The organism is Hymenobacter bucti (genome assembly GCF_042681145.1).
Taxonomy (GTDB): Bacteria; Bacteroidota; Bacteroidia; order Cytophagales; family Hymenobacteraceae; genus Hymenobacter; species Hymenobacter bucti.
Genome location: NZ_JBHUFD010000002.1, coordinates 205,961 through 231,732, shown reverse-complemented (window position 1 = coordinate 231,732; position 25,772 = coordinate 205,961). Strand labels below are relative to the sequence as shown.

The window sequence follows — 25,772 nt, the reverse complement described above, 5'->3', positions numbered from 1 at the left end:
TGGACTTTGTAGTCCGAGCGCGAGCGCAGCGAGCATCCGCATTGGGTTTGCATGCCATAACCGCTCAGACGTGGATGCAAGCTCCGCTCGCGCTCGGACTACAAAGTCCAAGCTACTATTGCTGAATTATTTTAGCTTGTCGGCCAGCAGCTTCATGAAGTAGCCGCCCACCACCGAGCGGGCCTGGAAGCCCTGCTGCTTGGCATCGGTGGTTTCGTGCCAGTCGGTGAGGGGCACGCGGCTGGGCGTGTCGTTGGCAAACTGCCAGATGGGGGCCACTAGGGCTTCAAAATCAGCCTGGTTGGTGGCCAGCGTGGCGGTCCAGATTATCCAGTCCGATTTGGTGTAGGTTTTGCGGCTGTCGAGCGGCAGGCCGTATTTCTGCTGGTGCTTGAGGTAGAACGCTAGCTCTTGCTGGGCTACCTCGGGCGGAAACACGTTCAGGCCGAGTATTTTGTCCCAAACCAAATTGTATTTCTGGCTCCACGAGCCGGCGGGCTTGTCGAAGGTGAGCGCGTAGTGGTCGCCGTCCTGGGCCATCTGCATCCACTTTTTGGCCAGGTCGCGGGCCAGAGTTTGGTACTCGTCGGCGGTTTTGGCGTCGCCGAGCTGGCGGGCCAACTGGCCGTAGCAGGCGATGCCCATGATGGCCTTCACTGAGAGGTTGGTGTTGCGGGCTAGGTGGCCGGCAAAGTCGTCGGTGCTGAGCTGGTTGGCTGGGTCAAAGCCATCGCGCTTCAAAAAGCCCACCCACTTGGTGAGCGTGGGCCAGTGCGCGCGGGCAAAGTCGGGCTTGCCGTCCATCTTCACCGCGGCGGCCGTGAGAATGAGCATATTGCCGGCTTCTTCCACTGGCATGTCCTCGCCGTATTGCTGGCCGTTGGCCTGCGGGTAGGTGCCCAAGTCGTGGGCCGGAAAGTCCTTTTGCCAGCGCCCCGACTCCGAGTACTCAAAGATGAAACGCAGCATGCCCTTGGCCAACTCGTTGTTGTAGAGCAAGAATAAAGGCTCCGACGGGTACGTCACGTCCACCGTGCCGATGAAGCCGCCCGAAAAATTCTCTTTCGAAAAAAAGAGCAGCTCGCCCTTGGGCCCGGCCACAATGCTGTGGGCCGCAATAGATTGGCGATACGCCAGCTGGCACAGGTCGGCGTACTGCCGGCCGCCCACCCGCTGGGCGTCGGCCAATAGCTGCTGGTCAAACTCGGTGGCCTTGCGGCGCAGGCGGGTATAGTCGGCCTCGGCGGCACCTAGGGCTTTGTCCATGGTCATGGCCGCGTCGCGTCGCCACCAGGGCCGCAGGTTTTGGCCAAAGTACTGCACCGATAATTGCTCGTCGTAGCCCAGTAGCAGGTGCTGCTCGGCGGGTGCAGCGGCCACGCGGCCTAGGTCGAGCACGGCCGCCTGGGCCACGCGCTGCGCCTGGCCGGTGGCGGTAGTAGTAGCAGTGCCCAGGGTCCCGGTTTTGGCGAAGCTGGCCTTGAGCGCCTGCGGGTTGCCGGTGCCCAGCAGTGCCCGGCCCGGCGCGGCCAGGTAAGCATAGCCCCAGTCGATGCGCTGGTTGTCGCCAGTCTTGGCCAGCGTGGGCTGCGCGGTGGTGCCCAGGGCCTGCCAGCGCAGGCTGGCGGCCTGGCCGGGCTTGGTGGCCACCGTTTGGTAGGGCGTGTTGGTGGCCAGGGTGCCGGCCTCGCTGAGCAGCACCTGGGTGGCGTGGGGCTGGCCATCGGTGGCGGTGGCCGTGCACGTAACGTAGCTCACGGGGCGGGCTACGGTTTCGAGTTCATCTAATAAAAGCGGCGATAAGAAATTGACCTTCAGCGTTACCGCCCCGGCCACGAAGGTGTAGGTGGTTTGGGTAGCCGTGACCGTGACGCCCGTTTGGCGGGCCAGCGGCAGGGGCGCGGGCGCGGCCACGGTTTCGTAGAGGCCCGCGTCGAGGTACTCGCCGCCCTGCGGGCTGCGCGCGTGCAGGGCCAGTACGTTGTCGCCGGCGTGCAGCGCCTGGCGGGCGGCGGGCGGAATGGCGAAGTAGTCGTACTTGCTGTTGAAGCCGGTTTGCTTGGTCAGCAGCACGCCGTTGAGGTACACTTCTACGTCGTCGTCGTGCTCCATCAGCAGGCGCAGCTCGCCGGTGGTGTTGGGGTTGGGCACGCGCACCGTGCGCCGCACCCAGATGTCGCCTTCCGTCCAGGCCGTGCCGTGCTCGCCCTGGTTGTCGGTGAAGGGCGCCGGGCCCTCCGGCCAGCTGCTGGCGGCCGCGAAGCCAGGTTTCTCCCAGCCCGCCGCGGGCTGCTTAAAGGTGTAGCGCGCCCGGTACGGCTGCTCGCGCACGGTCGGGATGAGGGCCCGGTCCTGCGCCGCGGCGCGGCCCATAAACTGGTACGCTTGGCCATCGACCCGCACCACGCCCTCCAGGCTCTGCGGCTCGCCGGTCCAGTGCCGGGTGGGGGCGGCGGCCAGCTCCTCCTGAAACGCCCACACGCTGAAATACGGGTCGTGGGTGAGGAGCGGATAAGCCGGTGGGCGCAGGGTTTGGGCCTGGGCTCCGCTGGCGCCTAGGGTGCTGGCGGCTGCTAGCAGGCCGGCCAGGCCGCGGGCCAGCAGCCGGCGGCGGGTGGGGTGGGACATGGAGAAGGGAAAAGAGAATGAGATAGATAAGGGCCAGCTACCGCCCTAGGTAGCCGCCCTGCTGCGGCGCAAGGTAAAGCGAGTCGCGGGTTTTGCCCACGCGGGGCGGGGGGGCACTCTGGGGCGCGGGCGGGGCGTTCAGGGCGGCGCTTAGTTGCCACTGGGTTGTACCGGGGGTGGCTACCTTCGCCGTGCTTTTTCCACCCCGCTCACTGGCTGGCCAGGCGTCATTTGCCTGGCGTGGGTGGCCGGCCGCCGCTGCTTCCAGGCAGCATGGTAGCACCTTTTCTAGTCTCCTTTTCCCACCCCCGCATGAAGAAATTTTCGTGGTTGCTGCTGGGCCTGGCGCTGCTCGGCACGCCGGCCGCCCAGGCTCAAAAAGCTAAAACCAAGGTAAAGGGCAGCGCGGCGCTGCCCGCCCGCGCCGCTACCCGCTGGCCGGCCGCTAAGGCCAACGCTTGGTACCAGGCCCGCCCCTGGATGACGGGCGCCAACTTCACGCCCAGCACCGCCATCAACCAGCTCGAAATGTGGCAGGCCGCCACTTTCGACGCGCCTACCATCGACAAGGAGCTGGGCTGGGCCGCGGGCATCGGCTTCAATACCATGCGCGTGTTTTTGCACAGCCTGGCCTGGCAGCAGGACCCCGCGGGCTTCAAGAAGCGGGTGAACGACTACCTCGCCCTGGCCGACAAGCACCACATCGGTACCATTTTCGTGTTCTTCGACGATTGCTGGAATAAGGACCCTAGGGCCGGCACGCAGCCCGCGCCCAAGCCCGGCATCCACAACTCGGGCTGGGCCCAGGACCCCGGCGACCCCGCCTCGCGCGATTCGGCCACGTTCGGGCAGCTGCGGCCCTACGTCACGGATGTGCTCACCAGCTTTGCCCACGACAAGCGCATCGTGCTCTGGGACTTGTACAACGAGCCCGGCAACGGTGGCAAGGGCAACGCCTCGCTGCCGCTGCTGCGCAACGTCTTTGCCTGGGCCGAGGCCGTGCGCCCCGACCAGCCCCTGAGCGTGGGCCTCTGGAACTGGGATTTGCAGACCCTGAATACCTTTCAGGCACTGCACTCCGACGTTATTACCTACCACAACTACGACGATGCCGCGACGCACCAGCGCGTGATTGACCTGCTGGTGACCCACGGCCGGCCGCTCCTCTGCACCGAGTACATGGCCCGCCCGCGCAACTCGCGCTTTGTCAACATCTTGCCGGTGCTGAAAAAGAACCGCGTGGCCGCCCTCAACTGGGGCTTGGTCGATGGCAAAACCAACACTAAGTACGCCTGGGACACGCCCCTGGCCGATGGCAGCGAGCCCAGCGAGTGGTTTCACGAGGTATTCCGCCGCGATGGCACGCCCTATCACCAGGACGAAACCGACCTGATACGCAAGCTGACCAAACAGTAGGCGCAAAGCAGCATCTCGCTCACAAACTTGGTGGGCGACAAGTAGGGTACGGGGCTGGACCCCGCCCATCATTGTTCAGGCGGCGTTGCCAAATGACGCCGGGCGGGGGCCAGTCCCGCACCCTACTTCGTGACGAGTAATTACCCTAGGCTTGGTCGGGACACTTGGCGGCTTCATCGAGGTGTTTTGGGTGAATAATTAGGTAAAATCCTGATTGTGAATAAATTGTTGAAAAGTGCGTGAAGGGCCGGTTGGCCGGAGTGGCACAGCGCTTGTCTTAGGAAGGGCAGACGCGTCTATCGTTTTTCTTCTTTCAGCGCTACCCGGTTTGCCCGGCGCGCCGCCACCTTCCTCCAACCACTTTCTGAGCTTTTACCATGAAAACTGCCCTGCTTTCGTTCGCTACGGCCCTCACGCTGTTTGTTGCCACCGCCGCTTCGGCTGCCCCCCTCGACCACGACCGCGACCTGCGCCGGATGTCGCCCCGCGAACGCGCTCGCTACGAGCAAGCCCAGCGTGAGCACGACCGCCAGATGGCCCGCGAGCGCGCCCGCTGGGAGGCCCAGCACCGCCACGACGACCGCCGCGATAACCGCGACTACCACCGCCACTAAGCAGCCGTGACCTAGCGCGCCGCCCTAGGCCCGCAGCCCCGAGTTTCGTCCGAAGCTCGGGGCTGTTTGCGTCGTGGCCAATGCGTTGTCCATCAGTTCTGCGGCTCAGGTATTTCGTCCGCAATCCTTTTCTGTGAAGCGTAATGAGCTGCCTGCTGCGATAGTAAAAATATAAAATACTGAAAATCAGTAAAATGTAAGTAAAAATAGCTTCTGAAGCCCGGTTTATTTGTGCAGATACCTAGGCGGCGGTTCTTTCTAAAGAAATTATTTGATTCAATTAGCTTTCACGCTAACTTCATCCTGAAAGCGGCGGCGTATTATTGTGAAGGAGTTGTGAAGCCGGTCCGTGTGGGCTGGCTCTAACCGACCAACCCACTTTTGTATGACGCACGTTATTTCCCCGGCCTCCCGCGCGGTTGCGCCTCCCACGGCGCCGTCGGCGGGGCCTTCGCCCTCCGTTTTTAGCACGCTGGGGCAAGATGCGCCGGCCGGGCTGGTGGTGTTTCTGGTGGCACTGCCGCTGTGCCTGGGCATCTCGCTGGCCTCGGGGGCGCCGCTGCTGGCGGGCGTGGTGTCGGGCATAGTGGGGGGCGTGGTGGTGAGCCTGCTCAGCGGCTCGCACGTGAGCGTGAGCGGCCCGGCGGCGGGCCTCACCATTATTATGCTATCGGCCATTGCCACCCTAGGGTCGTTTTCGGCGGTGCTCACGGCCACGGTGGTGGCGGGGGCGTTGCAGCTGGTGCTGGGCGTGGCGCGGGCGGGCATTATCGCGCTGTACTTTCCGGCGGCCGTGATTCGGGGCATGCTGGCGGCCATTGGCATTATCTTAATTCTGAAGCAGATACCTCACTTTTTTGGGGCCGACAGAGACTACTTCGAGGACATGGAGTTCTTGCAGTTTGATGGCCTGAACACCTTTTCGGCCCTGCGGGCGGCTACGCGGGCCATCAGCCCCGGCTCGGTGCTGGTGGGGGCGGTGTCGCTGGCGCTGCTTTTGGCTTGGGACCGCCCCGTGGTGCGGCGCCAGGCCTGGGCCCGGCTGGTGCCGGGCGCGCTGGTGGCGGTGGTTACGGCGGTGGGGCTCAACCAGGTGCTGCACGCGCTGGCGCCGGCCTGGCAGGTGCGGCCCGAGCACCTGGTGCGCCTGCCGGTGGTGACCTCGCTCGGCCAGCTGGCCGGCGCCATTACGTGGCCCGACTGGTCGGCCCTGCAACGCCCGGCCACCTACGGCGTGGCCTTTACCATCGCCATCGTGGCCTCGCTCGAAACGCTGCTTAGCATCGAGGCCGTGGACAACCTCGACCCCCAGAAGCGCCACACGCCGCCCAACCGCGAGCTGCTGGCCCAGGGTGCCGGCAACATCGTGAGCGCGCTGCTCGGCGGGCTGCCTCTCACGGCGGTTATCGTGCGCTCATCGGCCAATATTGCGGCGGGCGCACGCTCCCGGATGGCCGCTTTCATTCACGGGATGCTGCTGCTGGCCAGCTTGCTGTTTCTAGGTCGCGTTCTCAACCTTATTCCGCTGGCGGCGCTGGCGGCGGTGCTGCTGCTGGTGGGCTATAAGCTCACCAAGCCGGCGCTCTACCGCGGGCAGTGGCAGCTAGGCTGGGCGCAGTTCGGACCCTTCATCTTCACCATTGTGGCGGTGCTGTTCACCGATTTGCTCAAGGGCGTGAGCATCGGGCTGGTGCTCGGGTTCTTCTTCATTCTCAAGGATAACGCCAAGGCCGGCTCCTACCTGCGCCCCGACACGAGCCCCGATGCCGACACCGACGACCGCCTGCACCTGCGCCTGCCCGAGCACGTTTCCTTCCTCAATAAAGCCAGCATCGTGACCACCCTTGAGCAGTTGCCCACCGGCAGCCGCGTGCTGCTCGACGGCTCCCGCTCCGACGTTATCGACCACGACGTGCTTGAAGCCATTGAGGCGTTTCGGCAGGCTGCGCCGGCCCGCGGCATTGAGCTGGAGCTACGCGGCATTCGGCAGGTGGCGCTGGCCGGGCACTAGGTCGGCTGGCGGACTAAACGCTACACTACGTTTTGGCTCTGGTCGTCACGGGCATAACCACTTTGTTGTCCTTCGCGGGCGAAGGACAACAAAGTGGTTGCGAAGTGGCTGGAACCAGCCTAAGGCCGGCTATTCGCCGAGATAGCGCAGCCCGATTTGCGCCCGCACAGCGTCGAGCAGCTGCATTAGCTCCAGGCTAAAAGCTAGGGGCAGCAGTGGGCTTTCGAGCAGGCCCTGGGCCAGGCACTCCTGCACGTGCGCCGCCTCGTAGTGGTAGCCTAGGCCTAATTTTTCGCAGGCAATATCGTGGGGCTCCTCGCCGGTGAGCTGCACCCGCACGCCGTGGGGCGCGTGAAAGCGACCTAGGAGCTGCAAGCTCCCGAGGGTGCCGTAGAGTACACCGCGGTTTTCGGTGATGGCGGCAATGGTCGAAAACAGGGTGGCCGTGGCCCCGCTAGCGTAGGCCAGCGCCATGGCGCAATTTTGGTCTACGCCGGTGCCGGTGGGCGTGGCCACGGCGCGTACCTCGGCCGGCTGGCCCAGAAATAACTGACTGAGGAAGAGCGGATACACCCCAATGTCGAGCAGCGAGCCGCCGGCCAGCGCGGGGTTAAAGAGCCGGCCTTCGGGCTGCACGTCGGTGCGGAAACCGAAGTCGGCCACCAGGTGCCGCACCTCACCGATGGTGCCGGCCTGCACCAGTTCCAACGCTTTTATAATGGCCGGGAAGAAGCGCGTCCAGAAGGCTTCCATCAGGAAAACGCCGTGCTGGCGGGCCGTGGCGAGCAGTTCCTGCGCCTGGGCGGCGTTCTGGGTAAAGGCTTTTTCGCAGAGCACCGGCAGGCCCGCCCGCAGGCATAGCAGGGCGTGCGCGTGGTGCTCGGAGTGCGGCGTGGCAATGTACACGGCGTCGATGTCGGGCACGGTCAGCAGGGCCTCGTAACTGCCCACGGCGTGGGGCGCGCCGTAGGTAGCGGCAAATTCCTGGGCCTTGGGTAGGCTGCGCGAGGCCACGGCGTGCAGCTTGGCATGGGGCGCGAAGGCCAGGTCTTGGGCAAACTTGTGGGCGATGTGGCCGGGGCCCAGAATGGCCCAGTTGAAGGTGCGCATGGCGAAGGAGCGAGCTAGGATAGGAGCGGGGCGCAAGGTAGGGCCGGCTCGCCGCCGGGCAGGGCGCGGGTTGCGGCGGCTGGTCTTACCTTTGAAATCAAGCGGCAGATAGAATTACGTGCGGACGCCGCCCACGGAGCGGCGCAGTGGCCGCCTTGCCGCGCGTGCTTTTGCCATGCCTTCACCCGCCGCCCCACTCGCCTGCGTCATCATCGACGACAACGAGATTAACCGCCTTACCCTGGAGCGCGCCGTGCAGCGCCACGACCAGCTGGTGCTGGCCGCCTCGTTTCCGGACGCGGTGGAGGCGCTGAGCTACCTCCACGCGGGCGGAGTGGTGGATGTGCTGCTGCTCGACATTGAGATGCCCCACATCACGGGCCTCGAGCTGGTGAAGCTGCTGCCCGAGCCCCGGCCGGCCGTGATTCTGGTAACCACCCACGCGGCCTTCGCCGTCGATGCCTTTGAGTTGCAGGTGCTCGACTACCTGGTGAAGCCGGTAAACTACGCCCGCTTTTGCCAGGCCATTGCCCGCGTCATGGAGCTGCCGCTGGTGCCTGCGCCCGCCCCAGCGGCGCCGGTGCCCGCGCCCACCGATATTTCGACCACGGGCACCGACTTATTCGTGAAAACCGGGGGTAAGCTGCTGCGCATCAACTTCGAAGATGTGCTTTACATTGAGGCGCTCTCGACCTACGTGCTGCTCGTGACCGAAAAGCAAAAGCACATTGTGGGCGGCACGCTCAAGAATATTGAGGAGCGGCTGCCCTTCCGCCACTTCGTGCGCGTGCACCGCTCCTACATCGTCAACCTGCACCGCGTCGAAGCCCTGGAGGACAACATGCTCAAGCTCGGCCAGCACGAAGTGCCCGTGAGCCGCGGCTACCAAGACGAGCTGATGCAGCGCTTGCAATCGCTGTAGTAAGTTAAGAGTTAAGAGTTAAGAGTTAAGAGTTAAGAAGAGCTTTGTATTCTTAACTCTCAACTTCCCTAGGCAAAGCCTCCAGCACACGCGTGAGCTGGCTCACCAGCTGCTGCACGGCGCCTTCGCGGGCCTTGTGGGTTTTGGTGCCGGGGCGGGGCGGCTCCATCAGTAGCTGCAGGGGCGCCGCGATGCCCGTGATGCCAAACTGCACCAGGTTGGGTTTGATGTGGTGCACCAGCTTGGCCACCTGCGCCCACTGCCCGACGGCCGCGGCCGCCTGCGCCTGTTGCAGCACGGGCGGCACGTGCAGCAAAAACGAGCGCACCACGCGCTCCACAAACTCGGCTTCGCCATCGGCCAGCTCGTGCACCTGCTCTAGGTCGTAGAGCGGCGGGGCGGGGGCCTGCACCAGCGCCACCAGCTTGCGGTAAAACTCGTCTTCCTTAAAAGGCTTGGTGAGGCAGTCGTTGATACCCGCCTTGAGGTAGCGGTCGAGGTCGGCCCGAAACGCGTTGGCGGTGAGGGCCAGCACCGGCACTTGCGCCCGCGCGGGCTCGGGGTGCAGGCGCAGCTGGCGGGTGGCCTCCACGCCGCTCATGCCGGGCATCTGGATGTCCATCAGCACGGCGTCGTAAGGGCGCTCGGCGTGCAGGGCCAGCGCGGTGGGGCCGTCGGCGGCCTCGTCTACCACCACGCCCCAGCCGTGCAGCACCCGGCGCACCACCTCGCGGTTGATGCCGTTGTCTTCGACCACCAGCACCCGGCGGCCGCGCAGCGCGCCCGTGTCGGCCAGCACCGGCCTAGGCGCCGTTTCGATGCCCTGGGCCCGCGGCAAGGTTACGCTGAACTGAAACGTGCTACCGCTGCCGGGCTGGCTATTCACAGCGATGGTGCCGCCCATCTGCTCGACCAGCGCCCGCGCGATGCCCAGGCCCAGCCCGGTGCCGCCAAAGCGCCGCGTGGTATCGGTATCGGCCTGCACGAAATCCTCAAAAATGAGGTCCAGCTTATCGGCCGCGATGCCCATGCCGGTGTCCGTGATGCGGAAACCGGCCGTGAGGTGGGTTTCGGTTTCGCCCAGCACGTAGGCGCCCACCGCAATGCTGCCCGGCGCCGCCGTAAACTTGATGGCGTTGCTCACCAGGTTGAGCAGCACTTGGTTGAGGCGGTAGGCGTCGCCAATTACGCGCGGCAGCGGCTCGGGCTGCTGCAACAGGGCCAGGTGAAAAGCCAGGCCCTTCTCTTCGGCCTGCACGACCAGCGGCTGCAAGGCTTCTTCCACCGACTCGCGCAAGTCGAACGACACCTGCTCCATTTCGAGCCGGGCGGCGCTGATTTTGGTCATGTCCAGCACCTCGTTCAGCACCGACAGCAGGTGCTCGCCCGAGGCTTGGATGATGCGCAGCAGCTCGCGCTGGTCGGGCCCTAGGTCGGTTTTGGTGAGTTGGCGAGCCATGCCCAGTACGCCGTTCATGGGCGTGCGAATCTCGTGGCTGAGGTTGGCCAAAAACGATTCCTTGGCCCTAGCCGAAGCCTCGGCCAGCTCCTTGCCGCGCCGCAGCTCGGCCTCAGCCTGCGCACGCTCGGTAAGGTCGAGGGCGCAGAGCAGCACGTAGGGCGGCTGCCCCGGCTGCTCGAGGCGCTGGGCCCGGTAGGCCAGTTGGCGGGGCTGCCCATCGCGGGGCAGCACGGCTAGCTGCCCCGCCGCCTGGCTTTCCGTGGCGAATTGGGCCAGGTAGGCCGGCCACGGCAGGGCCGGGTCGGCGCTGGGCAGCACCTCGCTGAGGCGGCCGCCGGGCAGGTGCTGGGCCGGCCATTGCAGCAGCTGCGCAAAGGCCTGGTTGCACGCCAGCAGCACACCCTGCATAGAGTGCGTGGCGGCGGGCAGCGGCAGGTTGTCAAGTAACTGTGCCTGTAAGGTTTCGGCCAACGACTCGGCACCTAGGGGCCTGGCCACGCCGGGCGCCGGGGCTAGGCGGTAGCTAAACAGCTCGGCGCGCGCCGCGCCGCTGGGCGCGGGCAGCAGCAGGTAATCTTGGGTGAGCACCCGGCCATCGCGCAGGGGCACGGCCTCGCCCAGCACGGGCAGCTGGGCCGCCCGCTGCGCCCGCAGCTGCTGGGCAAACTGTGTGGGCTGCGCGGCCAGGTGCTGCAAGCGGGCAAACAGCGCATTGGCCGGCTGGCCCGCCCAAAACTCGGGGGTTTCGGGGCTGCCCAGCAGGTGGCACAGCGCCTCGTTTACGCGGATTATCGTGCCGGTGGGGGCCAGCAGTAGGCGGCCCGGTTCGGCTGGTTCCAGCAGCTCGGCCAGGCGGCGCTCGGCGGCGGCGGCGCGCTCGGTGGCGGCGTGCAGGGCGCTTTCGAGCGCCGCTAGTTGCGCGGCGGCATCGGGAGAAGCTGATGGAGAGGCAGAATCGAACGGCATCTGGAAAAACAAGGAGGGAGGCGCCGGCCCGGCCACCGCGGGCGCGTCCGGCCGCGCAGCCGCAAAAATCGCCGCCGGCCGACCTAGGGCGAGCCGCGGGGCCAGCTACCACCTAGGGCGCCAATTCACTCACTGTAAAAATACGTCCACTCGCATCATTAAAGCTCCCATCCGGCGGAAACCCCGGCCGGCTGCCGGGGCGCTGCCCTAACATTGTATCATCAAACGGGGCGGCTTAATAGCCTCGGTAGCTCAAAGGGTTTCTACTAGGTGAATTATCGAGCTATATTTTTAAATTACAGAGTTTTATATTACCTGAATTCTCATCTTTTTTCTGCAAAAAATGGCTTACTCTATTAACTCACCGGCTGGCAAAGCTGTCCAAGAAATCATTGATTCGCTGCCTACCCTGATGGCCGTGGCCGTGGTAGACATTCAGTCGGGTATGGCCCTGGCTTCGCACTCCAACGTGGCCAGCCTCAATCCCGAAACCGCCGCAGCCTACAACACTGAGGTGGTGAAGCAAAAGCAAAAGGCCATGACGGCCCTCAAGCTGCAGGACGAAAAAATCGAGGATATTCTGATGACGCTCACCAACCAGATGCACCTCATCAAGCTCTCGGCCGACGGTAAGAAGTTCATCTACCTCGTGGCTAGCTCCCGCGATACCAACCTCGCCATTGCCCGCGACGTGATGCGCCAGGGCGCCGAGCTGCTCAATTAATTGACCCTAGGTTGCTATAAGTTAAGACTGCATATCCTATTGGTTGCTAGTAAATAACGAAATAAACTATACTTTTTATCATCGGCGGGTTGCTGACTCAATTCGCCTCACCACAGCTTTTTTATTCTTCGTACTCATGGCTTACAACGTTTCTATTCCCGCCGGCCAAGCCGTCCAAAACATCATCAACGACCTGCCCGGCCTGCTGGCCATAGCCGTGGTTGACATCAGCTCGGGCATGAGCCTGGCCTCGCACTCCAACTCGTCGATTAACCCCGACACCGCCGCTGCCTACAACACCGAAGTGGTGAAGCAGAAGCAGAAAGCCATTCAGGCCCTGAAGCTGCAAGGCGAAACCATCGACGACATTCTCATCACCCTCAACAGCCAGCTGCACCTGCTGAAGATTGTGAACGATGGCAAGAAGTTTATCTACCTCGTGGTGAACTCCCGCGACACCAACCTCGCCATTGCCCGCGAAGTAGTGCGCGCCCAGGCCGACCTGCTTAAGTAAGCCCAACCTCTCAACCAAACACCCTAAACGACAGCGAGCTTCTCCATTGCGGGGAAGCTCGCTGTCGTTTAGGGGCTATTTACTCAGTAGTTAGTTAACCGGCGCGGTCCCACCTAGGGCCAAAGTGGGCCGGGGCTGCCACTGCTGCCCATCGTGCCGAAACAGCGTGAGCCCGGCCACGGCAAACGCCGCCGCGTAGGCGCGCCCGGCAAAAAGCTGGCGCAGTTCGGGCACCTGCGTTGGCGGCAAGTCGCGGGTGGCCAGCGTGAGGTGGGGCGTGTACGGGCGGTTCTCAGCTGGCACCTGCGGCAGGTGGGTGGCGCACCAGCCGCGCAGCCGCGCGTGGAAGGCCTGCAAGGCCTCGGCCCCCGCCACGCGCACAAACAGCGTGCGGTCGCCAAACCACGCAAAGCCATCCAGCGCCACCTCGAAAGCCGGCTCGGTGGCGGCAAATGCGGCCAGCGCCGCCAGGCACTCCGCTTCGAAGGCCACGGGCGCTCGGAAGGGCGGCAGCAGCGTAATGTGCGGCGGCAGGCGCACGGCATTGCGGCTGCCAGTGAGGCGGTGCACTTCCTGCTTCAGGGCCCAGGTTTCGGCCAGTACGGGCTCGGGCGGCAGCACGGCCACCAGGTAGAGCGGGAGCATAGAGTGGGGCAGCAACGGGTTGTGCGAAAAACGAGAATGCTCAGCGCGTCAGGGCTACTGGCCGAGCAGCCGCAGCGTTTTGTCATCCTGCCCGCCCCCAAAAAACTTTGCCAGCACCGCCTGAAAAACCGGCGCCGCCCCCGGCACCGCCGCAAACAGCGTCATCGACGAGCGAAGCTTCATATCGTCGGGGCTGCCCATAATGCTGGTGGCATTGCTGCCTGGCAGCGGCAGCAGCGCCTCGCAGATGGCCACCAGCCGCGTGCCCAGCACCGGGTGCTGGAGGTAAGCCGTGGCCTCGGCCAGGTCCTGGATGCCGTAGAACCGCGCCGTTTCGCTAAACCCCAGGCCCTGAATTTGTGGAAAAACGTACCACATCCAGTGGCTGCGCTTGCGGCCGGCTTTTATTTCGGCCAGCGCCTGGGCGTAGTCAGTGGCTTGCGCGTCGAGAAAGCGCTGGAGGTTGCTCATAATAGTTGAACTAGCCTAGCGGCTAATGCGCAGCCGGTCGTTTTTGAAAACAGTAAAATGATGAGGCAACTCCGAGCTAAAATCGCGCGCGATACGACGCATAGCGTCGGCCCGTTCTGGGCCGGTAGCGTCTTCCATTCGCAGCAAAACTACCCCAGCGTGGGGCAGGCGCTCCTTCCAGATGAGGTCGCCAAAGTCTTTGTCCATCGTCACCACAATCGCCTGCTCCTGCACGGCCCAACTCAGAATTTCCCGGTCGGCCATGTGCGGGTCGCGGTCGCGCACGGGCAGCACTTCGTAGCCATCGGCGGCTAACTGCACTTCTACGCTGCGGCCTACCCCTACGTCGATGATAAATTTCATCCGACGCCCAAGCGATATACCCGTTGCCCTTGCACAGCATCGGCCGCAAATAGTAGAACGGCCCGAAAATCGGCCAACTCTAATTCGGGATATTCGGCTAATAGGTCGGCTTCGGTCTGGCCCGCCGCGAGGGCTTTCAGCAGTTGCTCTACCGAAATGCGCAGACCCCGCACCACCGGCTTGCCAGCCAGAATACGGGGGTCGGTAGTGATGCGGTCGAGGAGCGGGGTGGGGCTTTGCATAGCTTGGTAAAGATAAAACGCTTGCCGGTAGTAGCGCAATTTTACCGCCCCACTACCGGCAGTACGGGCGTGCTTTCGTGCCCCGCCGCATCCACGCTCACCACGCCGAAGATGTAGTTGTCTTTGCTAATGCCTAGGTCGGCGGTGGTGCCCGAAACGGGGAAGCGCTGCTGCCACTGCGGGGCGCTGGTTTCGCGCACCAGCACAACGTAGCCGGCGGGGGCGGGGCCGCCCTGCGGGGCCTGCCAGCGCAGCTCGGTGCGGTTGGTGAGCTTGGCGGTGAGGACTTCTACCTTCACCGGGGCGGCGGGGGCTAGGGCCAGGTTGGCCAGCGTGGCGAGGTTGACCTGAGCGGTGCGGCGCAGGTAGCGGTAGTCCACAAACTCGGGCAGGTCGCCGTATACGATGCCGTTTTCGGTGCGTAGGTCCTGGTGCTGGTGGTTGAAGTTTTCGTTGGTTTCGGTGAAGCGCACGGCTGCGTAGCCCAGCTGGTTGAAGGGCGTGTGGTCGCCGCCGCGTAGGAAGCGGTCGGGGCGGTATTCGAGCAGCACGGTGTAGCCGTTGGCGCCCACGTAGCGCTGGGCGGTGGTTTGGGCGTAGCGGGCGAGCTGGCGGCTGGGCGCGTCATTTTCGTTGCTGAGCTGGCGGCGGGCGCGCGCCTGCTCGGGCGTCTCGTTGGCCGGCACGCCCTCGCTGAACACGCGCAGGTGCAGCGTATCCGTGATTTCGGGGTCGTAGCCCTTCGAGTTGCCCACGATGTCGTTGTTGAGCACGCCCACGATGTTCCAGCCCTCGCGCTTGGCGCGCTGGGCCAGGTGGGCGGCCCCTAGGAGGCCCTGCTCTTCGCCCTGCACGGCCACGAGCTTGATGGTGCACGGAAACTTCTGGCCGGCCAGCACGCGGGCTACTTCCATCACGGCGGCCACGCCCGAAGCGTCGTCGTTGGCGCCGGGCGCGTCGGCGGTGCGGTTCATCACGTCGGTGACCCTAGAGTCGAGGTGGCCGCTCATCAGCAGCACGCGCTTGTCGGTAGGGTCGGTGCCGGGGATGGTGGCCAGCACGTTGGCCATCGGCGTGAGCTTGTCCACGCGCTTGCCGTCGGGCTTCATCAGGAAAGTGTCCATCTCGACGACCATGCGCCCGCCGCCGGCCTTGCTGTACTTCTTGAACTCATTAAACACCCAAACCCGCGCCGCGCCGATACCCTTGGTTTTGCTCTGCGTATCGCTGAGCGTGTGGCGGGTGCCGAAGCTCACCATCTTGCGCACGTCGGCCTCCAGGTTTTTGGCCGAAATCTCGTTGACTAGGCGCTGAATGTTAGCGTCGGTGGCCGGCTGCGGGGCGGAAGGCTGAGCCAGCGCCGCAAACGGGAGCAGGCAGGAAAGTAGTGGTAGAATTTTCATAAGTAATCGCAAGAAACAACAAATGCCGCTAGTCCGATTAGACTAGCGGCATTATTAATGGCGTGAAGCAACCTAGGGAAGTTGCGCCGGAGCCACGCGTGGTTTTTCAATCGCTAGTGGTCAGACGCCAAACTGCCGCAGGTGGTGGTCGAGGTGCTGCCAGGTTATTTCCCCAAATTCCTGCGCCGACAAATGCCCAAACAGCGGGTGGTCGAGGCCGCCGGGGCCATAGCCAGCCGGCGACAAAAGGCGAATAAGCGTGGCGTGGTCGGCGGCAAAGCCCACGGGCGCGGTCATGCCGCGGCGGGCGTCGAGCTCGCGCAGCGTTTTCATGCCCGGCTTAAACCCTTTGAACTGGGTGATAAACCGCTTCTTCAGCAGGGATTTAAGAAAGCCCGGTATCCACAGCGAGGTCACGCGCTTTTCGCCGCGGCTCACGCGCAGCTGGTCGGCGCAGTGCACCAGCATTTGGCCGGCCGTCATGGTGCCCCAGCGGCGCGGGGCGTCGGGCATTAGAAGGAAGAAACGGCTGATGAGGGCCTTGTTCTCGCTAGGGTCTAAGAAGTTGGCAGCCATGAGCAAAGAGGGTTTACGCGAAGCGGTGGGGTTATTTTAGCGCATATATAGCGAATATTCTCAGCTAATTACACCCAAACGACAAACGCCGCCAGTCAAAAAAGGCTGGCGGCGTTTGTCGTTGCGCGGACTTTGTAGTCCGCGTCTGTTCTGGCGGGGTCGCGGACTACAAAGTCCGCGCAGCTTTAGCCCATGGTGTGGTACACGGCCTGCACGTCTTCGTCCTCCTCTAGCTTGTCGATGAGTTTTTCGACTTCCTCGGCCTGCTCATCGTTGAGCGACACGGTGGTGTTGGGCACGCGCTGGAGGGTGGCGCTCACCACGTTGGCGCCTTTGGTACCTAGGGCCTGCTGCATCTGGCCAAAGTCGGTGAAGGCCGTTTCGACCACGATGTAGTGGTGCTCGCCGCCGTGCTCGTCTTCCTCAGTGGTTTCGTACACGTCCTCGGCGCCCACGTCGATGAGCTCCAGCTCCAGCTCGTCGCGGTCGAGGCCTTCGGCCGCCAGCTTAAATACGCCCTTGCGGGTGAAGGTGTAGTCGGAGCTGCCGGCCGTGCCTAGGGCGCCGCTGTTGCGGTTGAAGTAGAGGCGCACGTTGCTCACGGTGCGGGTGGGGTTGTCGGTGGCGGTTTCGACCACGATGGCCACGCCGTGGGGGCCGTAGCCTTCGTACACCACCTCTTGGTAATCTTTCTCTTCGCGGCTGCTGGCGCGCTTAATGGCGGCGTCCACGCGGTCCTTGGGCATGTTCACGCCCTTGCCGTTTTGGATGGCGGTGCGCAGGCGGGCGTTGGAGTCGGGGTTGGGGCCGCCTTCTTTCACGGCCATCACGATTTCCTTGCCAATGCGGGTAAAGTCTTTCGACATCCGGTCCCACCGCTTCATTTTGCGGCCTTTCCGAAATTCAAATGCGCGTCCCATCTTTTCAATTATCAATTAACAATGAGCAATTATCAGCTCGCGGGGCGGGTGGGTAGGCGAGGCTGATTGTGAGCGCAAGTTACAACCGCCGCTTGGGGGTGGGCAAAGGGCGTAGCTGCGCTTGCCACCGCACCATAGCGCGACTCTTGCAGTTCGCCTTTACTTGGGTGCCTGCGGCCAAGCGCGCATTATAAAGTGCGCGCTACTTGCCTGCGGCCGCCCTAGGGGCCGCCACCAGCTCGTATATGCCCTGGTTGCCGGGCGGGTAGCCCGCGATGCTGATGGTGAGCCGCCGCGTTTGGGGCACGTAGCGGAAGGTGCCGCGCTGCACGTCGGGCCCCTTCAGGTCGCTGAATTTGAAATAAATGCTATCGCCTTTGGTTGAGAAGCGGCCGCGCTGGGTAAAGTAGCGCGGGCCGCTGCTGCCCACCAGCAGGCTCAGGCGCTTGTCGTAGGTGCCATCGGCACGTAGGGCCAGCGTGCCGCCTACGCCCTGCACCTCGGTGGGCGGCTCGTCGGTAGTGTGGTCGTACACGGTATAGGCCGTGTAGCTGTAGGTGGTGTAGAAGGTGGCGGGCAGCTTGGGCCCCGGCGGCACCAGCAGGGCCAGCGCCAGCAATCGAGTAGTCATGAGGACAAAAAATAAGTACGCCGCCGCCCGCATCACAAAGATGGGGCCGCGGCGCACCTAGGTCGATTCTTAACTAAGGTGAGCAGCTAGGGACGGAGCGTTTGTCCTTGCGAGCGCAGCGCAGCAATCGCACCAGAACGACCACGCTCAACGGGTGCGGTTGCTGCGCTGCGTTCGCAAGGACAAACGCTCTGTCCCATTTACCACTCCTGATTGCCTTGCGCCGTCGCGTAGGTTTTGGCGCGGCGCTTTTTGCGGCGGCCGCCCACCAGCAGCCAGCCGGCGCCGGCCAGCAGCAGGCCCAGGCCCACGGCGGCGGCTTGCTTGGGCAGCTTGTCCTCGGCGGGTGGGGGCAGGTGCTCGACGCCGCTGGCATCGACGCGGGCGGGCTCGTGTATGTAGCGACCCTGGGCGGGCAGCGGGTATTCGTTGGCCAGGTGCCGCAGGTCTACCATGGCTTGTAGGCCCGTGAGCACGGGGCCGTGGCCGCAGCCGATGTGGCGGGGCTCCAGGTCGGCCAGCTTCTGCACCGACTCGCGGCACTGCGTCCAGTCGTAGTTGAAGGGCGCGCCGGCCACGCTGATTTTGGGGATGCCCAGCAGTACGCTCGGTACCGATTCGTGGTCGGTGGTAGCAAAAGCATCGGCGCCGATGAGCGTGTGGTCGGCTTCGCGGAAGAAGGCGATTTGGCCCGGCGCGTGGCCCGGCACGTGCACCCAGCGCCAGCTGGCCAGGAAGGGCGGGTTCGGGTCGTCGGTGTTCAGGGCTTCGACCACGCTGGTCAGGTCGGGCAGGTCAGTGGGGAAAAACCGGCTCATAAAGGCCAGCGTGCCGCCCACAGTGGGGTCGCGGGGCGGGTACTTGGCCTTGTTGGTGACGTAGGGCAGCTCCAGCGGGTGCACGATAACGGGCACCTGCCAGGCCGCCGCCAGCTCCTTGGCCGAGCCCATGTGGTCGAGGTGGCCGTGGGTCAGGATGATGGCCTGCGGCCGGGCGCCGGGGCCAAATAATTCGGCGGCGGCCGCCTGAATTTCCTTCTCCGAGCCCGGCAGGCCGGTGTCGATGAGTACCCACTCGTCGTCGTTGCCGGCCTCGACAAAGTACACGTTTACGAAGCGCTTGATGCGGAGCTGGTGCACGCCCGCGGCTAGTTGGTCCATTGGTGAGATGGTAAAATAGTGAGTGGTGAATTAGCAGGCATACGTGATAACTGCAAGCTGGGGTGCGTACTCAGTTTGCGCGCTATCCAGCCGCCTTCTTGCCGCCTCATCTTCTCACCCACTGCGGGCCGTGCACGCCGCCTTAGGGCGTGTTGCTGCTGGTTTTGGGCTCGGCCGGGTCGGTGGCCTGCACATCACGCACGTGGCCATTGGCGGGGGTGAGGGTGCGGCCGGCCGTGCGGCTGCCGCCGGGCACGAGCCCAGGCTCGGCAGCGGTTGCGGGGGCCGCTGCGCCGCCTAGGAGGGCTTTTAGGCTAGCGGTACCTTTCTTGAAAAGCCGGCCTTTGTTGGTGGCCAGAAAAAATATGCCCGTGCCCAGGGCCACGGCGGCGAGGCCGTACCAGGCTGGTTTGACGTCTTTTTGCGTGCTCATAATCAATAGCGGATGAAGTTGAGTAGCTGGCTGGCTGGGGCCGCTAGCTGCGCGGTATACGGCCCCTGGGGCTGGCGTGGGGGCCGGGCAGCGGCCCTAGGGGCGCTTTTTTCGGGGCGGCCACCCCGGGCGGCCAAGGTTATTTTACCGGCTGGCTGCTCACCTGGCCGGTCTGCTTGTCTACCTCGAAGCGGGCGCGGTTGGGCATGCGGCCGGCCCAGTCGGTGCGGGGCACCAGCACTTGCCAGCTGGCCTCGTTGTCGTTCACGCGGGCCGAGTCGGGCACGTACAGTGCGGCGTTGGGCAGCGTCTGGATGTGGCGCGCCACGGCCGCGCGGGCGCTGGCTTCGGTGGGGGCGGGGCCAGGGGCCGGGGCGGCCGTCGCCTCGGCCGGGGGCGGGGTGCTGGTGGTAGTGGCCGTGGGCTGGCAGCTGGCCAGCAACCCGGCACCCAGGGCGAGCAGGGGAAAAAGAAATTTAGTCATGCCGCAAAGCTAGCGGCGGCCGCCGTGGCGTGGTAGCGGTTATCCAAACTGCCCATTTCGTTGTTGCACCTCCAAAACTTGTTACGTTAGCTATGCCAACTCTCCCTGCTACCCCCGTGCTGAGCCCCGAGCACTTCGCGGCGGCCTACACCTACGCCGCCTACCGCCAGCTCATCGACGAGCTGCTGGCCGAGGGCAAAACCACCGGCCCTGAGCAGTCGGCCCAGCTCACCGAGTTCACGGCCCTGAATGTGCAGCGTATGCACCGCCTCGACAAAACGGTGAAGCTGCAACCCGACCTAGCGGCCGCGGCGGCCGGCCTTCAGGGCAACTATTGCTGGCTGGTTATCACTGAAGGCTGGTGCGGCGACGCCGCCCAAATCGTGCCCGTATTGGAGGCCGTGGCGCAGGCCAGCCAGGGCCACATCAGCACGCGCTACGTGCTGCGTGACGAGCACCCCGCCCTCATCGACCAGTACCTTACGGGCGGTAGCCGCGCCATTCCCAAGCTGGTGGTGCTCGACCCCGCTACGCTAACCGAAATCACGCACTGGGGCCCGCGCCCGGCGCTGGCCCGCGCGCTGGTGCAGCGCCTCAAAGCCGAGGGCATGCCCCACGACGACTTCATTCGGGAGCTGCACACCTGGTACGCCCACGACCGCACCCAGAGCACCCAGGCCGAGCTGCTGGCGCTGGTGCAGGGCCTGCGCTAGCTACCCAGGCTGTGTTGAAAAGCGTAGTTCTTGCTTGATGCGCACCCTGCTCGCAGAGATAACTAATTTTAGATAAAGAAGAACCGGCCCCTAGGCTACCATTTTGGTCAGCTCAAGCAGCGTGAGCGGCTGCTTGGGCTGGCCAAAAGCGGTGGTGGCCGGAAACGGCTCGGCCGTGCCGGTGCGCACGTAGCCGTGGCGCTCGTACCAGGCCAGCAGCTCGGGCCGGGCTGATAGTACGGTAATTTTCAGGGTGGTGCAGCCGTGTTGGCGGGCGTAGCTTTCGGCCGCGGCCAGCAGCTGGCGGCCCACGCCCTGCGCCTGGGCCTCGGGGGCCACGGCCAGCGTACCTAGGTAGAGCTGGGCGCCCTGCGGCTGCAAATACACGCAGCCTGTGAGGCTGCCGCTGGCCGCCCGGTAGGTAAGCAGCGTGGCCGGGGGCGCGCTCAGCATCTCGCGCAGCGCCGCCTCGCCGATGCGCGGCCCGTCGAGCAAGTGGTCCTCGGTGGTCCAGCCCTGGCGCGAGGCTTCGCCACGGTAGGCGCGGTTGATGAGGGCGGCCAGCGCGGGCACGTCGGCCGCCGTGGCCGGGCCGAGAGAAGGGGTCGAAAACACGCGGTAAAAATAGGGTGGGGGCGCACTAACACTCAACCAAGGCGGCGGCCGCTCGTTGTAGAGCCGGCCGCGCGGCGGCTCATCTCACCTAGTAATTTCACATGAACCTCAGCAACAACACCGTGCTGCTCACCGGCGGCGCCTCCGGCATCGGGCTGGCCCTGGCCCAGCGCCTGCGCCAAGCGGGCAGCGAAGTCATCATCTGCGGGCGGCGGGCCGCCAAGCTGCGCGAAGCCCAGCAGCAGGTGCCCGGCCTGCACATTTACGAAACTGACCTAGGGCAGGCCGCCGACCGCGCCGAGCTGGCCCGGCGCGTGGCGGCCGACTTTCCGGCCCTCAACGTGCTCATCAACAATGCCGGCATCCAAAACCGCTTTCAGGTAGCTGACCTGGGCCCCGACCTGGCCGCCTGGGAGGCGCAGCGCCAAGAAATCGCCATTAACCTGGAGGCGCCCATTCACCTGAGCGCCTTGCTGCTGCCGCACCTGCGCCAGCAAGCCAGCGCCGCGATTATCAACGTGTCGTCGGGGTTGGCGTTTGCGCCGATGGCCGCGGCGCCCATCTACAGCGCCACCAAAGCGGCGCTGCACTCGTTCACGCTGTCTTTGCGCCAGCAACTGGCCGCTACCGGCGTGCGGGTGCTCGAAATAGTGCCGCCCGGCGTCAATACCGACCTCGGCGGGCCGGGCCTGCACACCTGGGCCGTGCCCGTCGATGAGTTTGCCGACAGCATCGTGGCGCGCCTGGCGGCCGGCGAAGAGGAAGTTGGCTACGGCACCTCGGAGAGCATTCGGCTGGGCTCGCGCGCTGATATCGATGCCCGGTTTAAGCAAATGAATGCCCCGCGCAATTGATAAATAGATTTTCACTCATTATAGATTAAAACACGGTTGTCATGCTGATTTTGCCGAAGCGACCAAGATGCTTCGGCAAAATCAGCATGGCGACCGTGTTTTAATCTATTTCAAGGATAAGTGTACCAGCCAAGTAATCCGGCTTGCTAGCGGCTCTGCCCCGGCCAAACGCAGCCCGCCCTAGGTCCCCGCCGCGAGCCAAAAAACCGCCAAACGAACCCGCGGCGGGGGCTTTAAACCGGGCCAGCCTATCATAACGAAACCGATAGGCAGGGCAAAAAACTAGCGTGTAGATTGCGCATCAAACGTTTTTTGCTTTCCCACCATGTCCCGCAAATTCTCTCCTGCCCGCCCGGCCCTGCTGCTGGCCGCGCCCCTGCTGCTGGCCGCCTGCCAAGGCCAATCCGACAAGCAAGCCGGCACCGCCGCCGCTACCGCTGAGGCCAAAGCCGACTCGGCTGGCGCCAAGCCCAAATACCTCAGCAAGCCGCTGATTAGCAGCATCTACACCGCCGACCCGTCGGCGCACGTTTTCAACGGCAAAATCTACATCTACCCCTCGCACGACGTGGAGGCGGGCATTGCGGAGAATGATAATGGCGACCACTTCGCCATGCGCGACTACCACATTCTGTCGATGGACAGCATCGGCGGCAAGGTCACCGACCACGGCGTGGCCCTCGATACCAAGGACATTCCGTGGGCCGGCCGGCAGCTGTGGGCACCCGATGCGGCCTTCAAAAACGGCACCTACTACCTCTACTTTCCGGTGAAGGACAAGCAGGACGTGTTCCGCATGGGGGTGGCCACCAGCAAGTCGCCCACCGGCCCATTTAAGGCTGAGCCTAAGCCGATTGCGGGCAGCTTCAGCATCGACCCGGCCGTGTTTACCGATACCGATGGCAAGGCCTACATGTACTTTGGAGGCCTCTGGGGCGGCCAGCTCCAGCGCTGGGCCACTGGCAAATACAATGCCCAGGCGCCCGAGAAAAAGCCCGATGGCGACGAGCCCGCCGTGGGCGCCCGCGTGGCCCAACTCACGCCCGACATGAAGGAGTTTGCCGGCCCGGTCAAGGAAATTACCATTCTCGACTCCCTAGGTAAGCCCTTGCTGGCCAAGGACAATAAGCACCGCTTCTTCGAGGGCGGCTGGATGCACAAGTACCAGGGTAAGTACTATTTCTCGTACTCGACCGGCGATACGCACCTGCTGGTGTACGCCGTGGGCACGTCGCCGGCCGGCCCGTTTACCTATAAAGGTGTGATTATGAAGCCCGTGGAGGGCTGGACGACCCACCACTCCATCGTGGAGGTGAAGAGCAAGTGGTACATTTTCTACCACGACACTGAGCTCAGCGGCAAAACCTGGCTGCGCAACGTAAAAGTAACCGAGCTCAAGCGCAACCCCGACGGCAGCATCGTGACTATTACGCCCTAGGTATCAAGTTTTTTCGCGGGTTAGCTGAAGCTAAACACGTCCGTCATGCAGCTTGTCGAAGCATCTTTACCACTTCATCCAACGATGCGGTAGAGATGCTTCGACAAGCTGCATGACGGACATGTTTTTAGCTCAATACCCAACTAAACCAGCCGCCCAAACCGGCTGCCCATCCGTGCTAAGCAACGGGCCGGGCAGCCGGTTTGGGCGGCTGGTTAGGTATAAAAACCTGAAAACTAAGCTTCTTCGAGCTTGAGGACCTTGGCCGAATGCGCCCGCACCGAGGCGCAGAGGCTGCGGCTTTCGGCCAGCGGCTGCCCAAAGGAGGGCACCAGGCGGTGAAACACCGTTTGCCACGCCTCGGTGGCGGCCTGCTCGGGGAAGCAGCGCTGCACCAGGTCGAGCATGATGCTCACGGCCGTGCTGGCGCCCGGCGAGGCCCCTAGGAGCGCCGCAATGGAGCCGTCAGCCGAGGTTACGACCTCGGTACCGAACTCCAGCACGCCGCCCTGCTTCTTGTCTTTTTTGATAACCTGCACGCGCTGGCCAGCCGTTTCGAGTTGCCAGTCCTCCGGCTTAGCGCCGGGGTAGTACTCGCGCAGGGCCTCGATGCGCTGCTCAGGCGTTTGCATCACCTGCCCGATGAGGTACTTGGTGAGCGGAATGTTGCGCGCCCCAGCATACAGCAGCGGCCGGATATTGCCCAATTCGATGGAGCGGAACAAGTCGGCATAGGAGCCCTGCTTCAGGAATTTGGTGCTGAAGCCGGCGTAGGGGCCGAACAGCAGCTCCTTGCGGCCATTTATCTGGCGCGTGTCGAGGTGGGGCACCGACATGGGCGGCGAGCCCACCGAAGCTTTGCCGTACACCTTGGCCTCGTGGTAGGCAATGACCTCGGGGTTGAGGCACTTGAGCCACTGCCCGCTCACGGGGAAGCCGCCGAAGCCGTTGGCCTCCGGAATATCCGACTTTTCGAGCAGCGGCAGCGTGCCCCCGCCCGCCCCGATGAACACGAAGCGCGTGCGCACCTTGCGGCTGTTGCCCGAGGCCAAGTCCTTGATTTTGACCTGCCACGCACCGCCGTCCTTGCGGTTGAGGTCCTTGATTTCTTGCCCTAGCTCAAACGTGACGCCCGGCTGCTGGCGCAGGTAGTCGAACAGGCTGCGGGTGAGCGAGCCGAAGTTGACGTCGGTGCCAATGTCCATGCGGGTGGCGGCCACCGGCTGGCTGGGGTCGCGCCCGTCCATCACCAGCGGTATCCACTCCTCAATCAGGGCCGGGTCGGTCGAAAACTCCATCCCCTTGAACAGCGGCGAAGCAATGAGCGCCGCGTGGCGCTTGCGCAGGTACTCCACATTGGCTTCGCCCCACACAAAGCTCATGTGCGGAATGGTGCGAATAAAATTCCCGGGCTCGGGCAGGCGGCCTTCCTGCACCAAGCTGGCCCAGAACTGCTTGCTCAGCTCAAACTGCTCGGCAATCTTGTCGGCCTTCGAGATTTCGACCGAGCCGTCGGGCAATTGCGGCGTGTAGTTGAGCTCGCAAAAGGCCGAGTGGCCGGTGCCGGCATTGTTCCAGGCGTCCGAGCTTTCGGCGGCCACCTCATCGAGGCGCTCGTAAATGGCGATGGTTAGCTTAGGGTCTAATTCTTTGAGCAATACGCCGAGGGTCGCGCTCATAATGCCCGCCCCGATGAGCACCACATCGGTGTCGAGGGGCTTGGCGGTAGTGATAGGAGTAGTAAGATTCACGGATTAAACAACCAGTAGGGCGAAGTCTCCCCTACGCAAAAGCGGCCGAAAGGTACAAAAGCCCTTTCCCTAAATTTGATGAAGAAAGTATGGAAGCGGTACAGTAGCTCCGCAAACGAATGCAGGATTATAACAACTTACTAGGGTTAATAAGCTGCTATTTAACAAATAGTTACTGCTTGCTAGAACGTTGTGAATCTCCGAAGCTAAATTTTTGTAGCAGCTCCCACGGTCCGCCTTTGTAAGCCCACAGCGCCAGCCCCGTACCTAGGGCCTCAAAGGGCTGGAAGCCCGCCGCCAGCTCCTCGTGCAGCTGGCGCGCCACCGCGGGGTCCACCTTATTTTGCACCGTGATGTGGGGGCGTAGGCCCTGCTGGTCCTGCGGGCTCAACCAGGCCTGCCACTGCCGCTGCAGGCGTTTGTGCAGGGCCGGTAGGGCGGGGTTGTCGAGGGTGTACATCACGCCGCGGCCCATAAATTTTACGCCCGTGGCTTGCAGCGGCAGCGGCTCGGGCTGGACGGCCGCCACGGCCGCTAGGTCGGCCGCGATGGTGGCCTGCTCGGCGCCTGGCAGGGCGTGAAACAACGTGAGGTGAGCGCCTAGGTAATTAATCTTGGCCGGGAAATGCTGGCGGCGCAGGTCGTCGAAAAACGCCTGGCTGGCCTCGTCGAGGGTGAGCGAAACGATAAGGGGAGCGGTAGTCAT

General features: G+C 63.9%; 26 protein-coding genes. 9 read left to right on the top strand and 17 right to left on the bottom strand.

The window, feature by feature from the left end; all coding sequences use genetic code 11:
• Positions 1-126 precede the first annotated feature (126 nt).
• Positions 127-2,628, bottom strand: a complete 2,502-nt coding sequence (locus ACFSDX_RS06960) for a glutaminase family protein (protein WP_382312541.1) — start codon at positions 2,626-2,628, stop codon at positions 127-129.
• A 312-nt stretch (positions 2,629-2,940) separates the two neighbouring features.
• Here ACFSDX_RS06960 and ACFSDX_RS06955 point away from each other — a divergent pair, with 312 nt between their 5' ends.
• The 3 genes from ACFSDX_RS06955 (at position 2,941) to ACFSDX_RS06945 (ending at position 6,669) form a co-directional block, all read left to right on the top strand.
• The gene (locus tag ACFSDX_RS06955; protein ID WP_382312540.1) at positions 2,941-4,044 is read left to right on the top strand and encodes a glycoside hydrolase 5 family protein; all 1,104 of its coding nucleotides are present in this window, start codon (positions 2,941-2,943) and stop codon (positions 4,042-4,044) included.
• A 377-nt stretch (positions 4,045-4,421) separates the two neighbouring features.
• Positions 4,422-4,658 (top strand): hypothetical protein, encoded by a 237-nt coding sequence (locus ACFSDX_RS06950; protein WP_382312538.1) that lies wholly within the window; start codon positions 4,422-4,424, stop codon positions 4,656-4,658.
• 385 nt (positions 4,659-5,043) lie between these two features.
• The gene (locus tag ACFSDX_RS06945) at positions 5,044-6,669 is read left to right on the top strand and encodes a SulP family inorganic anion transporter (RefSeq protein ID WP_382312537.1); all 1,626 of its coding nucleotides are present in this window, start codon (positions 5,044-5,046) and stop codon (positions 6,667-6,669) included.
• Between the two features lie 129 nt (positions 6,670-6,798).
• Here ACFSDX_RS06945 and ACFSDX_RS06940 read toward each other — a convergent pair whose 3' ends face one another.
• Positions 6,799-7,779 (bottom strand): Gfo/Idh/MocA family protein, encoded by a 981-nt coding sequence (locus tag ACFSDX_RS06940; protein WP_382312536.1) that lies wholly within the window; start codon positions 7,777-7,779, stop codon positions 6,799-6,801.
• A gap of 175 nt (positions 7,780-7,954) precedes the next feature.
• On the opposite strand from ACFSDX_RS06940, the gene ACFSDX_RS06935 reads away from it, so the two are divergent.
• On the top strand, positions 7,955-8,701 hold the full coding sequence (locus tag ACFSDX_RS06935; protein WP_382312535.1) for a LytR/AlgR family response regulator transcription factor: 747 nt from the start codon (positions 7,955-7,957) through the stop codon (positions 8,699-8,701).
• Positions 8,702-8,753: 52 nt separating this feature from the next.
• Here the strand turns inward: ACFSDX_RS06935 and ACFSDX_RS06930 are convergent, their stop codons facing one another.
• Positions 8,754-11,129: a response regulator gene (locus ACFSDX_RS06930; protein WP_382312534.1), complete on the bottom strand. Its 2,376-nt coding sequence runs from the start codon at positions 11,127-11,129 to the stop codon at positions 8,754-8,756.
• A gap of 343 nt (positions 11,130-11,472) precedes the next feature.
• Between ACFSDX_RS06930 and ACFSDX_RS06925 the strand changes: the two genes are divergently transcribed.
• Entirely contained in the window at positions 11,473-11,853 is a 381-nt protein-coding gene (locus tag ACFSDX_RS06925; RefSeq protein ID WP_382312533.1) for a hypothetical protein, read from the top strand.
• A 136-nt stretch (positions 11,854-11,989) separates the two neighbouring features.
• Complete coding sequence (locus ACFSDX_RS06920; protein ID WP_382312531.1) at positions 11,990-12,367, top strand: hypothetical protein; 378 nt, start codon at positions 11,990-11,992, stop codon at positions 12,365-12,367.
• 90 nt (positions 12,368-12,457) lie between these two features.
• On the opposite strand, the gene ACFSDX_RS06915 is transcribed toward ACFSDX_RS06920, so the two are convergent.
• The 11 genes from ACFSDX_RS06915 to ACFSDX_RS06865 form a co-directional block, all read right to left on the bottom strand.
• Complete coding sequence (locus ACFSDX_RS06915) at positions 12,458-13,012, bottom strand: 2'-5' RNA ligase family protein (protein WP_382312530.1); 555 nt, start codon at positions 13,010-13,012, stop codon at positions 12,458-12,460.
• Positions 13,013-13,066: 54 nt separating this feature from the next.
• A complete protein-coding gene (locus ACFSDX_RS06910) occupies positions 13,067-13,483 on the bottom strand; it encodes a DUF1810 domain-containing protein (protein ID WP_382312529.1) in 417 nt (138 codons plus the stop codon).
• Positions 13,484-13,498: 15 nt separating this feature from the next.
• On the bottom strand, positions 13,499-13,846 hold the full coding sequence (locus ACFSDX_RS06905; RefSeq protein WP_382312528.1) for a DUF5615 family PIN-like protein: 348 nt from the start codon (positions 13,844-13,846) through the stop codon (positions 13,499-13,501).
• On the bottom strand, positions 13,843-14,088 hold the full coding sequence (locus ACFSDX_RS06900; RefSeq protein WP_382312527.1) for a DUF433 domain-containing protein: 246 nt from the start codon (positions 14,086-14,088) through the stop codon (positions 13,843-13,845). Before ACFSDX_RS06900 ends, ACFSDX_RS06905 begins: the two co-directional genes overlap by 4 nt.
• 41 nt (positions 14,089-14,129) lie before the next feature.
• Positions 14,130-15,491: a M20/M25/M40 family metallo-hydrolase gene (locus tag ACFSDX_RS06895; RefSeq protein WP_382312526.1), complete on the bottom strand. Its 1,362-nt coding sequence runs from the start codon at positions 15,489-15,491 to the stop codon at positions 14,130-14,132.
• Between the two features lie 120 nt (positions 15,492-15,611).
• Entirely contained in the window at positions 15,612-16,067 is a 456-nt protein-coding gene (locus tag ACFSDX_RS06890) for a hypothetical protein (protein WP_382312525.1), read from the bottom strand.
• 185 nt (positions 16,068-16,252) lie between these two features.
• Positions 16,253-16,987: a YebC/PmpR family DNA-binding transcriptional regulator gene (locus ACFSDX_RS06885; protein WP_382312524.1), complete on the bottom strand. Its 735-nt coding sequence runs from the start codon at positions 16,985-16,987 to the stop codon at positions 16,253-16,255.
• A 202-nt stretch (positions 16,988-17,189) separates the two neighbouring features.
• The gene (locus ACFSDX_RS06880) at positions 17,190-17,618 is read right to left on the bottom strand and encodes a hypothetical protein (protein ID WP_382312523.1); all 429 of its coding nucleotides are present in this window, start codon (positions 17,616-17,618) and stop codon (positions 17,190-17,192) included.
• Between the two features lie 200 nt (positions 17,619-17,818).
• Positions 17,819-18,778 (bottom strand): MBL fold metallo-hydrolase, encoded by a 960-nt coding sequence (locus tag ACFSDX_RS06875; protein ID WP_382312522.1) that lies wholly within the window; start codon positions 18,776-18,778, stop codon positions 17,819-17,821.
• A gap of 142 nt (positions 18,779-18,920) precedes the next feature.
• On the bottom strand, positions 18,921-19,211 hold the full coding sequence (locus ACFSDX_RS06870; RefSeq protein ID WP_382312521.1) for a hypothetical protein: 291 nt from the start codon (positions 19,209-19,211) through the stop codon (positions 18,921-18,923).
• Between the two features lie 139 nt (positions 19,212-19,350).
• Positions 19,351-19,695 carry a hypothetical protein gene (locus ACFSDX_RS06865; protein ID WP_382312520.1) on the bottom strand — a complete coding sequence of 115 codons (345 nt, stop codon included), beginning with the start codon at positions 19,693-19,695 and terminating at the stop codon, positions 19,351-19,353.
• Positions 19,696-19,787: 92 nt separating this feature from the next.
• Between ACFSDX_RS06865 and ACFSDX_RS06860 the strand changes: the two genes are divergently transcribed.
• Complete coding sequence (locus ACFSDX_RS06860) at positions 19,788-20,408, top strand: thioredoxin family protein (protein ID WP_382312519.1); 621 nt, start codon at positions 19,788-19,790, stop codon at positions 20,406-20,408.
• Between the two features lie 90 nt (positions 20,409-20,498).
• Here the strand turns inward: ACFSDX_RS06860 and ACFSDX_RS06855 are convergent, their stop codons facing one another.
• Positions 20,499-21,023, bottom strand: coding sequence for a GNAT family N-acetyltransferase (locus tag ACFSDX_RS06855; RefSeq protein ID WP_382312518.1), 525 nt, complete (start codon positions 21,021-21,023; stop codon positions 20,499-20,501).
• Between the two features lie 101 nt (positions 21,024-21,124).
• Here ACFSDX_RS06855 and ACFSDX_RS06850 point away from each other — a divergent pair, with 101 nt between their 5' ends.
• Positions 21,125-21,877: an SDR family oxidoreductase gene (locus ACFSDX_RS06850; RefSeq protein WP_382312517.1), complete on the top strand. Its 753-nt coding sequence runs from the start codon at positions 21,125-21,127 to the stop codon at positions 21,875-21,877.
• Positions 21,878-22,202: 325 nt separating this feature from the next.
• Positions 22,203-23,315 carry a glycoside hydrolase family 43 protein gene (locus tag ACFSDX_RS06845; RefSeq protein WP_382312516.1) on the top strand — a complete coding sequence of 371 codons (1,113 nt, stop codon included), beginning with the start codon at positions 22,203-22,205 and terminating at the stop codon, positions 23,313-23,315.
• Between the two features lie 236 nt (positions 23,316-23,551).
• On the opposite strand, the gene ACFSDX_RS06840 is transcribed toward ACFSDX_RS06845, so the two are convergent.
• Positions 23,552-25,066, bottom strand: a complete 1,515-nt coding sequence (locus ACFSDX_RS06840; RefSeq protein ID WP_382312515.1) for a malate:quinone oxidoreductase — start codon at positions 25,064-25,066, stop codon at positions 23,552-23,554.
• A 172-nt stretch (positions 25,067-25,238) separates the two neighbouring features.
• The gene (locus ACFSDX_RS06835; protein ID WP_382312514.1) at positions 25,239-25,772 is read right to left on the bottom strand and encodes a 2'-5' RNA ligase family protein; all 534 of its coding nucleotides are present in this window, start codon (positions 25,770-25,772) and stop codon (positions 25,239-25,241) included.

Bases quoted from the DNA above. Each gene is read 5' to 3' on its own strand.
- ACFSDX_RS06960 (WP_382312541.1), bottom strand. From the start codon at position 2,628: ATGTCCCACCCCACCCGCCGCCGGCTGCTGGCCCGCGGCCTGGCCGGC.
- ACFSDX_RS06955 (WP_382312540.1), top strand. From the start codon at position 2,941: ATGAAGAAATTTTCGTGGTTGCTGCTGGGCCTGGCGCTGCTCGGCACG.
- ACFSDX_RS06950 (WP_382312538.1), top strand. From the start codon at position 4,422: ATGAAAACTGCCCTGCTTTCGTTCGCTACGGCCCTCACGCTGTTTGTT.
- ACFSDX_RS06945 (WP_382312537.1), top strand. From the start codon at position 5,044: ATGACGCACGTTATTTCCCCGGCCTCCCGCGCGGTTGCGCCTCCCACG.
- ACFSDX_RS06940 (WP_382312536.1), bottom strand. From the start codon at position 7,779: ATGCGCACCTTCAACTGGGCCATTCTGGGCCCCGGCCACATCGCCCAC.
- ACFSDX_RS06935 (WP_382312535.1), top strand. From the start codon at position 7,955: ATGCCTTCACCCGCCGCCCCACTCGCCTGCGTCATCATCGACGACAAC.
- ACFSDX_RS06930 (WP_382312534.1), bottom strand. From the start codon at position 11,129: ATGCCGTTCGATTCTGCCTCTCCATCAGCTTCTCCCGATGCCGCCGCG.
- ACFSDX_RS06925 (WP_382312533.1), top strand. From the start codon at position 11,473: ATGGCTTACTCTATTAACTCACCGGCTGGCAAAGCTGTCCAAGAAATC.
- ACFSDX_RS06920 (WP_382312531.1), top strand. From the start codon at position 11,990: ATGGCTTACAACGTTTCTATTCCCGCCGGCCAAGCCGTCCAAAACATC.
- ACFSDX_RS06915 (WP_382312530.1), bottom strand. From the start codon at position 13,012: ATGCTCCCGCTCTACCTGGTGGCCGTGCTGCCGCCCGAGCCCGTACTG.
- ACFSDX_RS06910 (WP_382312529.1), bottom strand. From the start codon at position 13,483: ATGAGCAACCTCCAGCGCTTTCTCGACGCGCAAGCCACTGACTACGCC.
- ACFSDX_RS06905 (WP_382312528.1), bottom strand. From the start codon at position 13,846: ATGAAATTTATCATCGACGTAGGGGTAGGCCGCAGCGTAGAAGTGCAG.
- ACFSDX_RS06900 (WP_382312527.1), bottom strand. From the start codon at position 14,088: ATGCAAAGCCCCACCCCGCTCCTCGACCGCATCACTACCGACCCCCGT.
- ACFSDX_RS06895 (WP_382312526.1), bottom strand. From the start codon at position 15,491: ATGAAAATTCTACCACTACTTTCCTGCCTGCTCCCGTTTGCGGCGCTG.
- ACFSDX_RS06890 (WP_382312525.1), bottom strand. From the start codon at position 16,067: ATGGCTGCCAACTTCTTAGACCCTAGCGAGAACAAGGCCCTCATCAGC.
- ACFSDX_RS06885 (WP_382312524.1), bottom strand. From the start codon at position 16,987: ATGGGACGCGCATTTGAATTTCGGAAAGGCCGCAAAATGAAGCGGTGG.
- ACFSDX_RS06880 (WP_382312523.1), bottom strand. From the start codon at position 17,618: ATGACTACTCGATTGCTGGCGCTGGCCCTGCTGGTGCCGCCGGGGCCC.
- ACFSDX_RS06875 (WP_382312522.1), bottom strand. From the start codon at position 18,778: ATGGACCAACTAGCCGCGGGCGTGCACCAGCTCCGCATCAAGCGCTTC.
- ACFSDX_RS06870 (WP_382312521.1), bottom strand. From the start codon at position 19,211: ATGAGCACGCAAAAAGACGTCAAACCAGCCTGGTACGGCCTCGCCGCC.
- ACFSDX_RS06865 (WP_382312520.1), bottom strand. From the start codon at position 19,695: ATGACTAAATTTCTTTTTCCCCTGCTCGCCCTGGGTGCCGGGTTGCTG.
- ACFSDX_RS06860 (WP_382312519.1), top strand. From the start codon at position 19,788: ATGCCAACTCTCCCTGCTACCCCCGTGCTGAGCCCCGAGCACTTCGCG.
- ACFSDX_RS06850 (WP_382312517.1), top strand. From the start codon at position 21,125: ATGAACCTCAGCAACAACACCGTGCTGCTCACCGGCGGCGCCTCCGGC.
- ACFSDX_RS06845 (WP_382312516.1), top strand. From the start codon at position 22,203: ATGTCCCGCAAATTCTCTCCTGCCCGCCCGGCCCTGCTGCTGGCCGCG.
- ACFSDX_RS06835 (WP_382312514.1), bottom strand. From the start codon at position 25,772: ATGACTACCGCTCCCCTTATCGTTTCGCTCACCCTCGACGAGGCCAGC.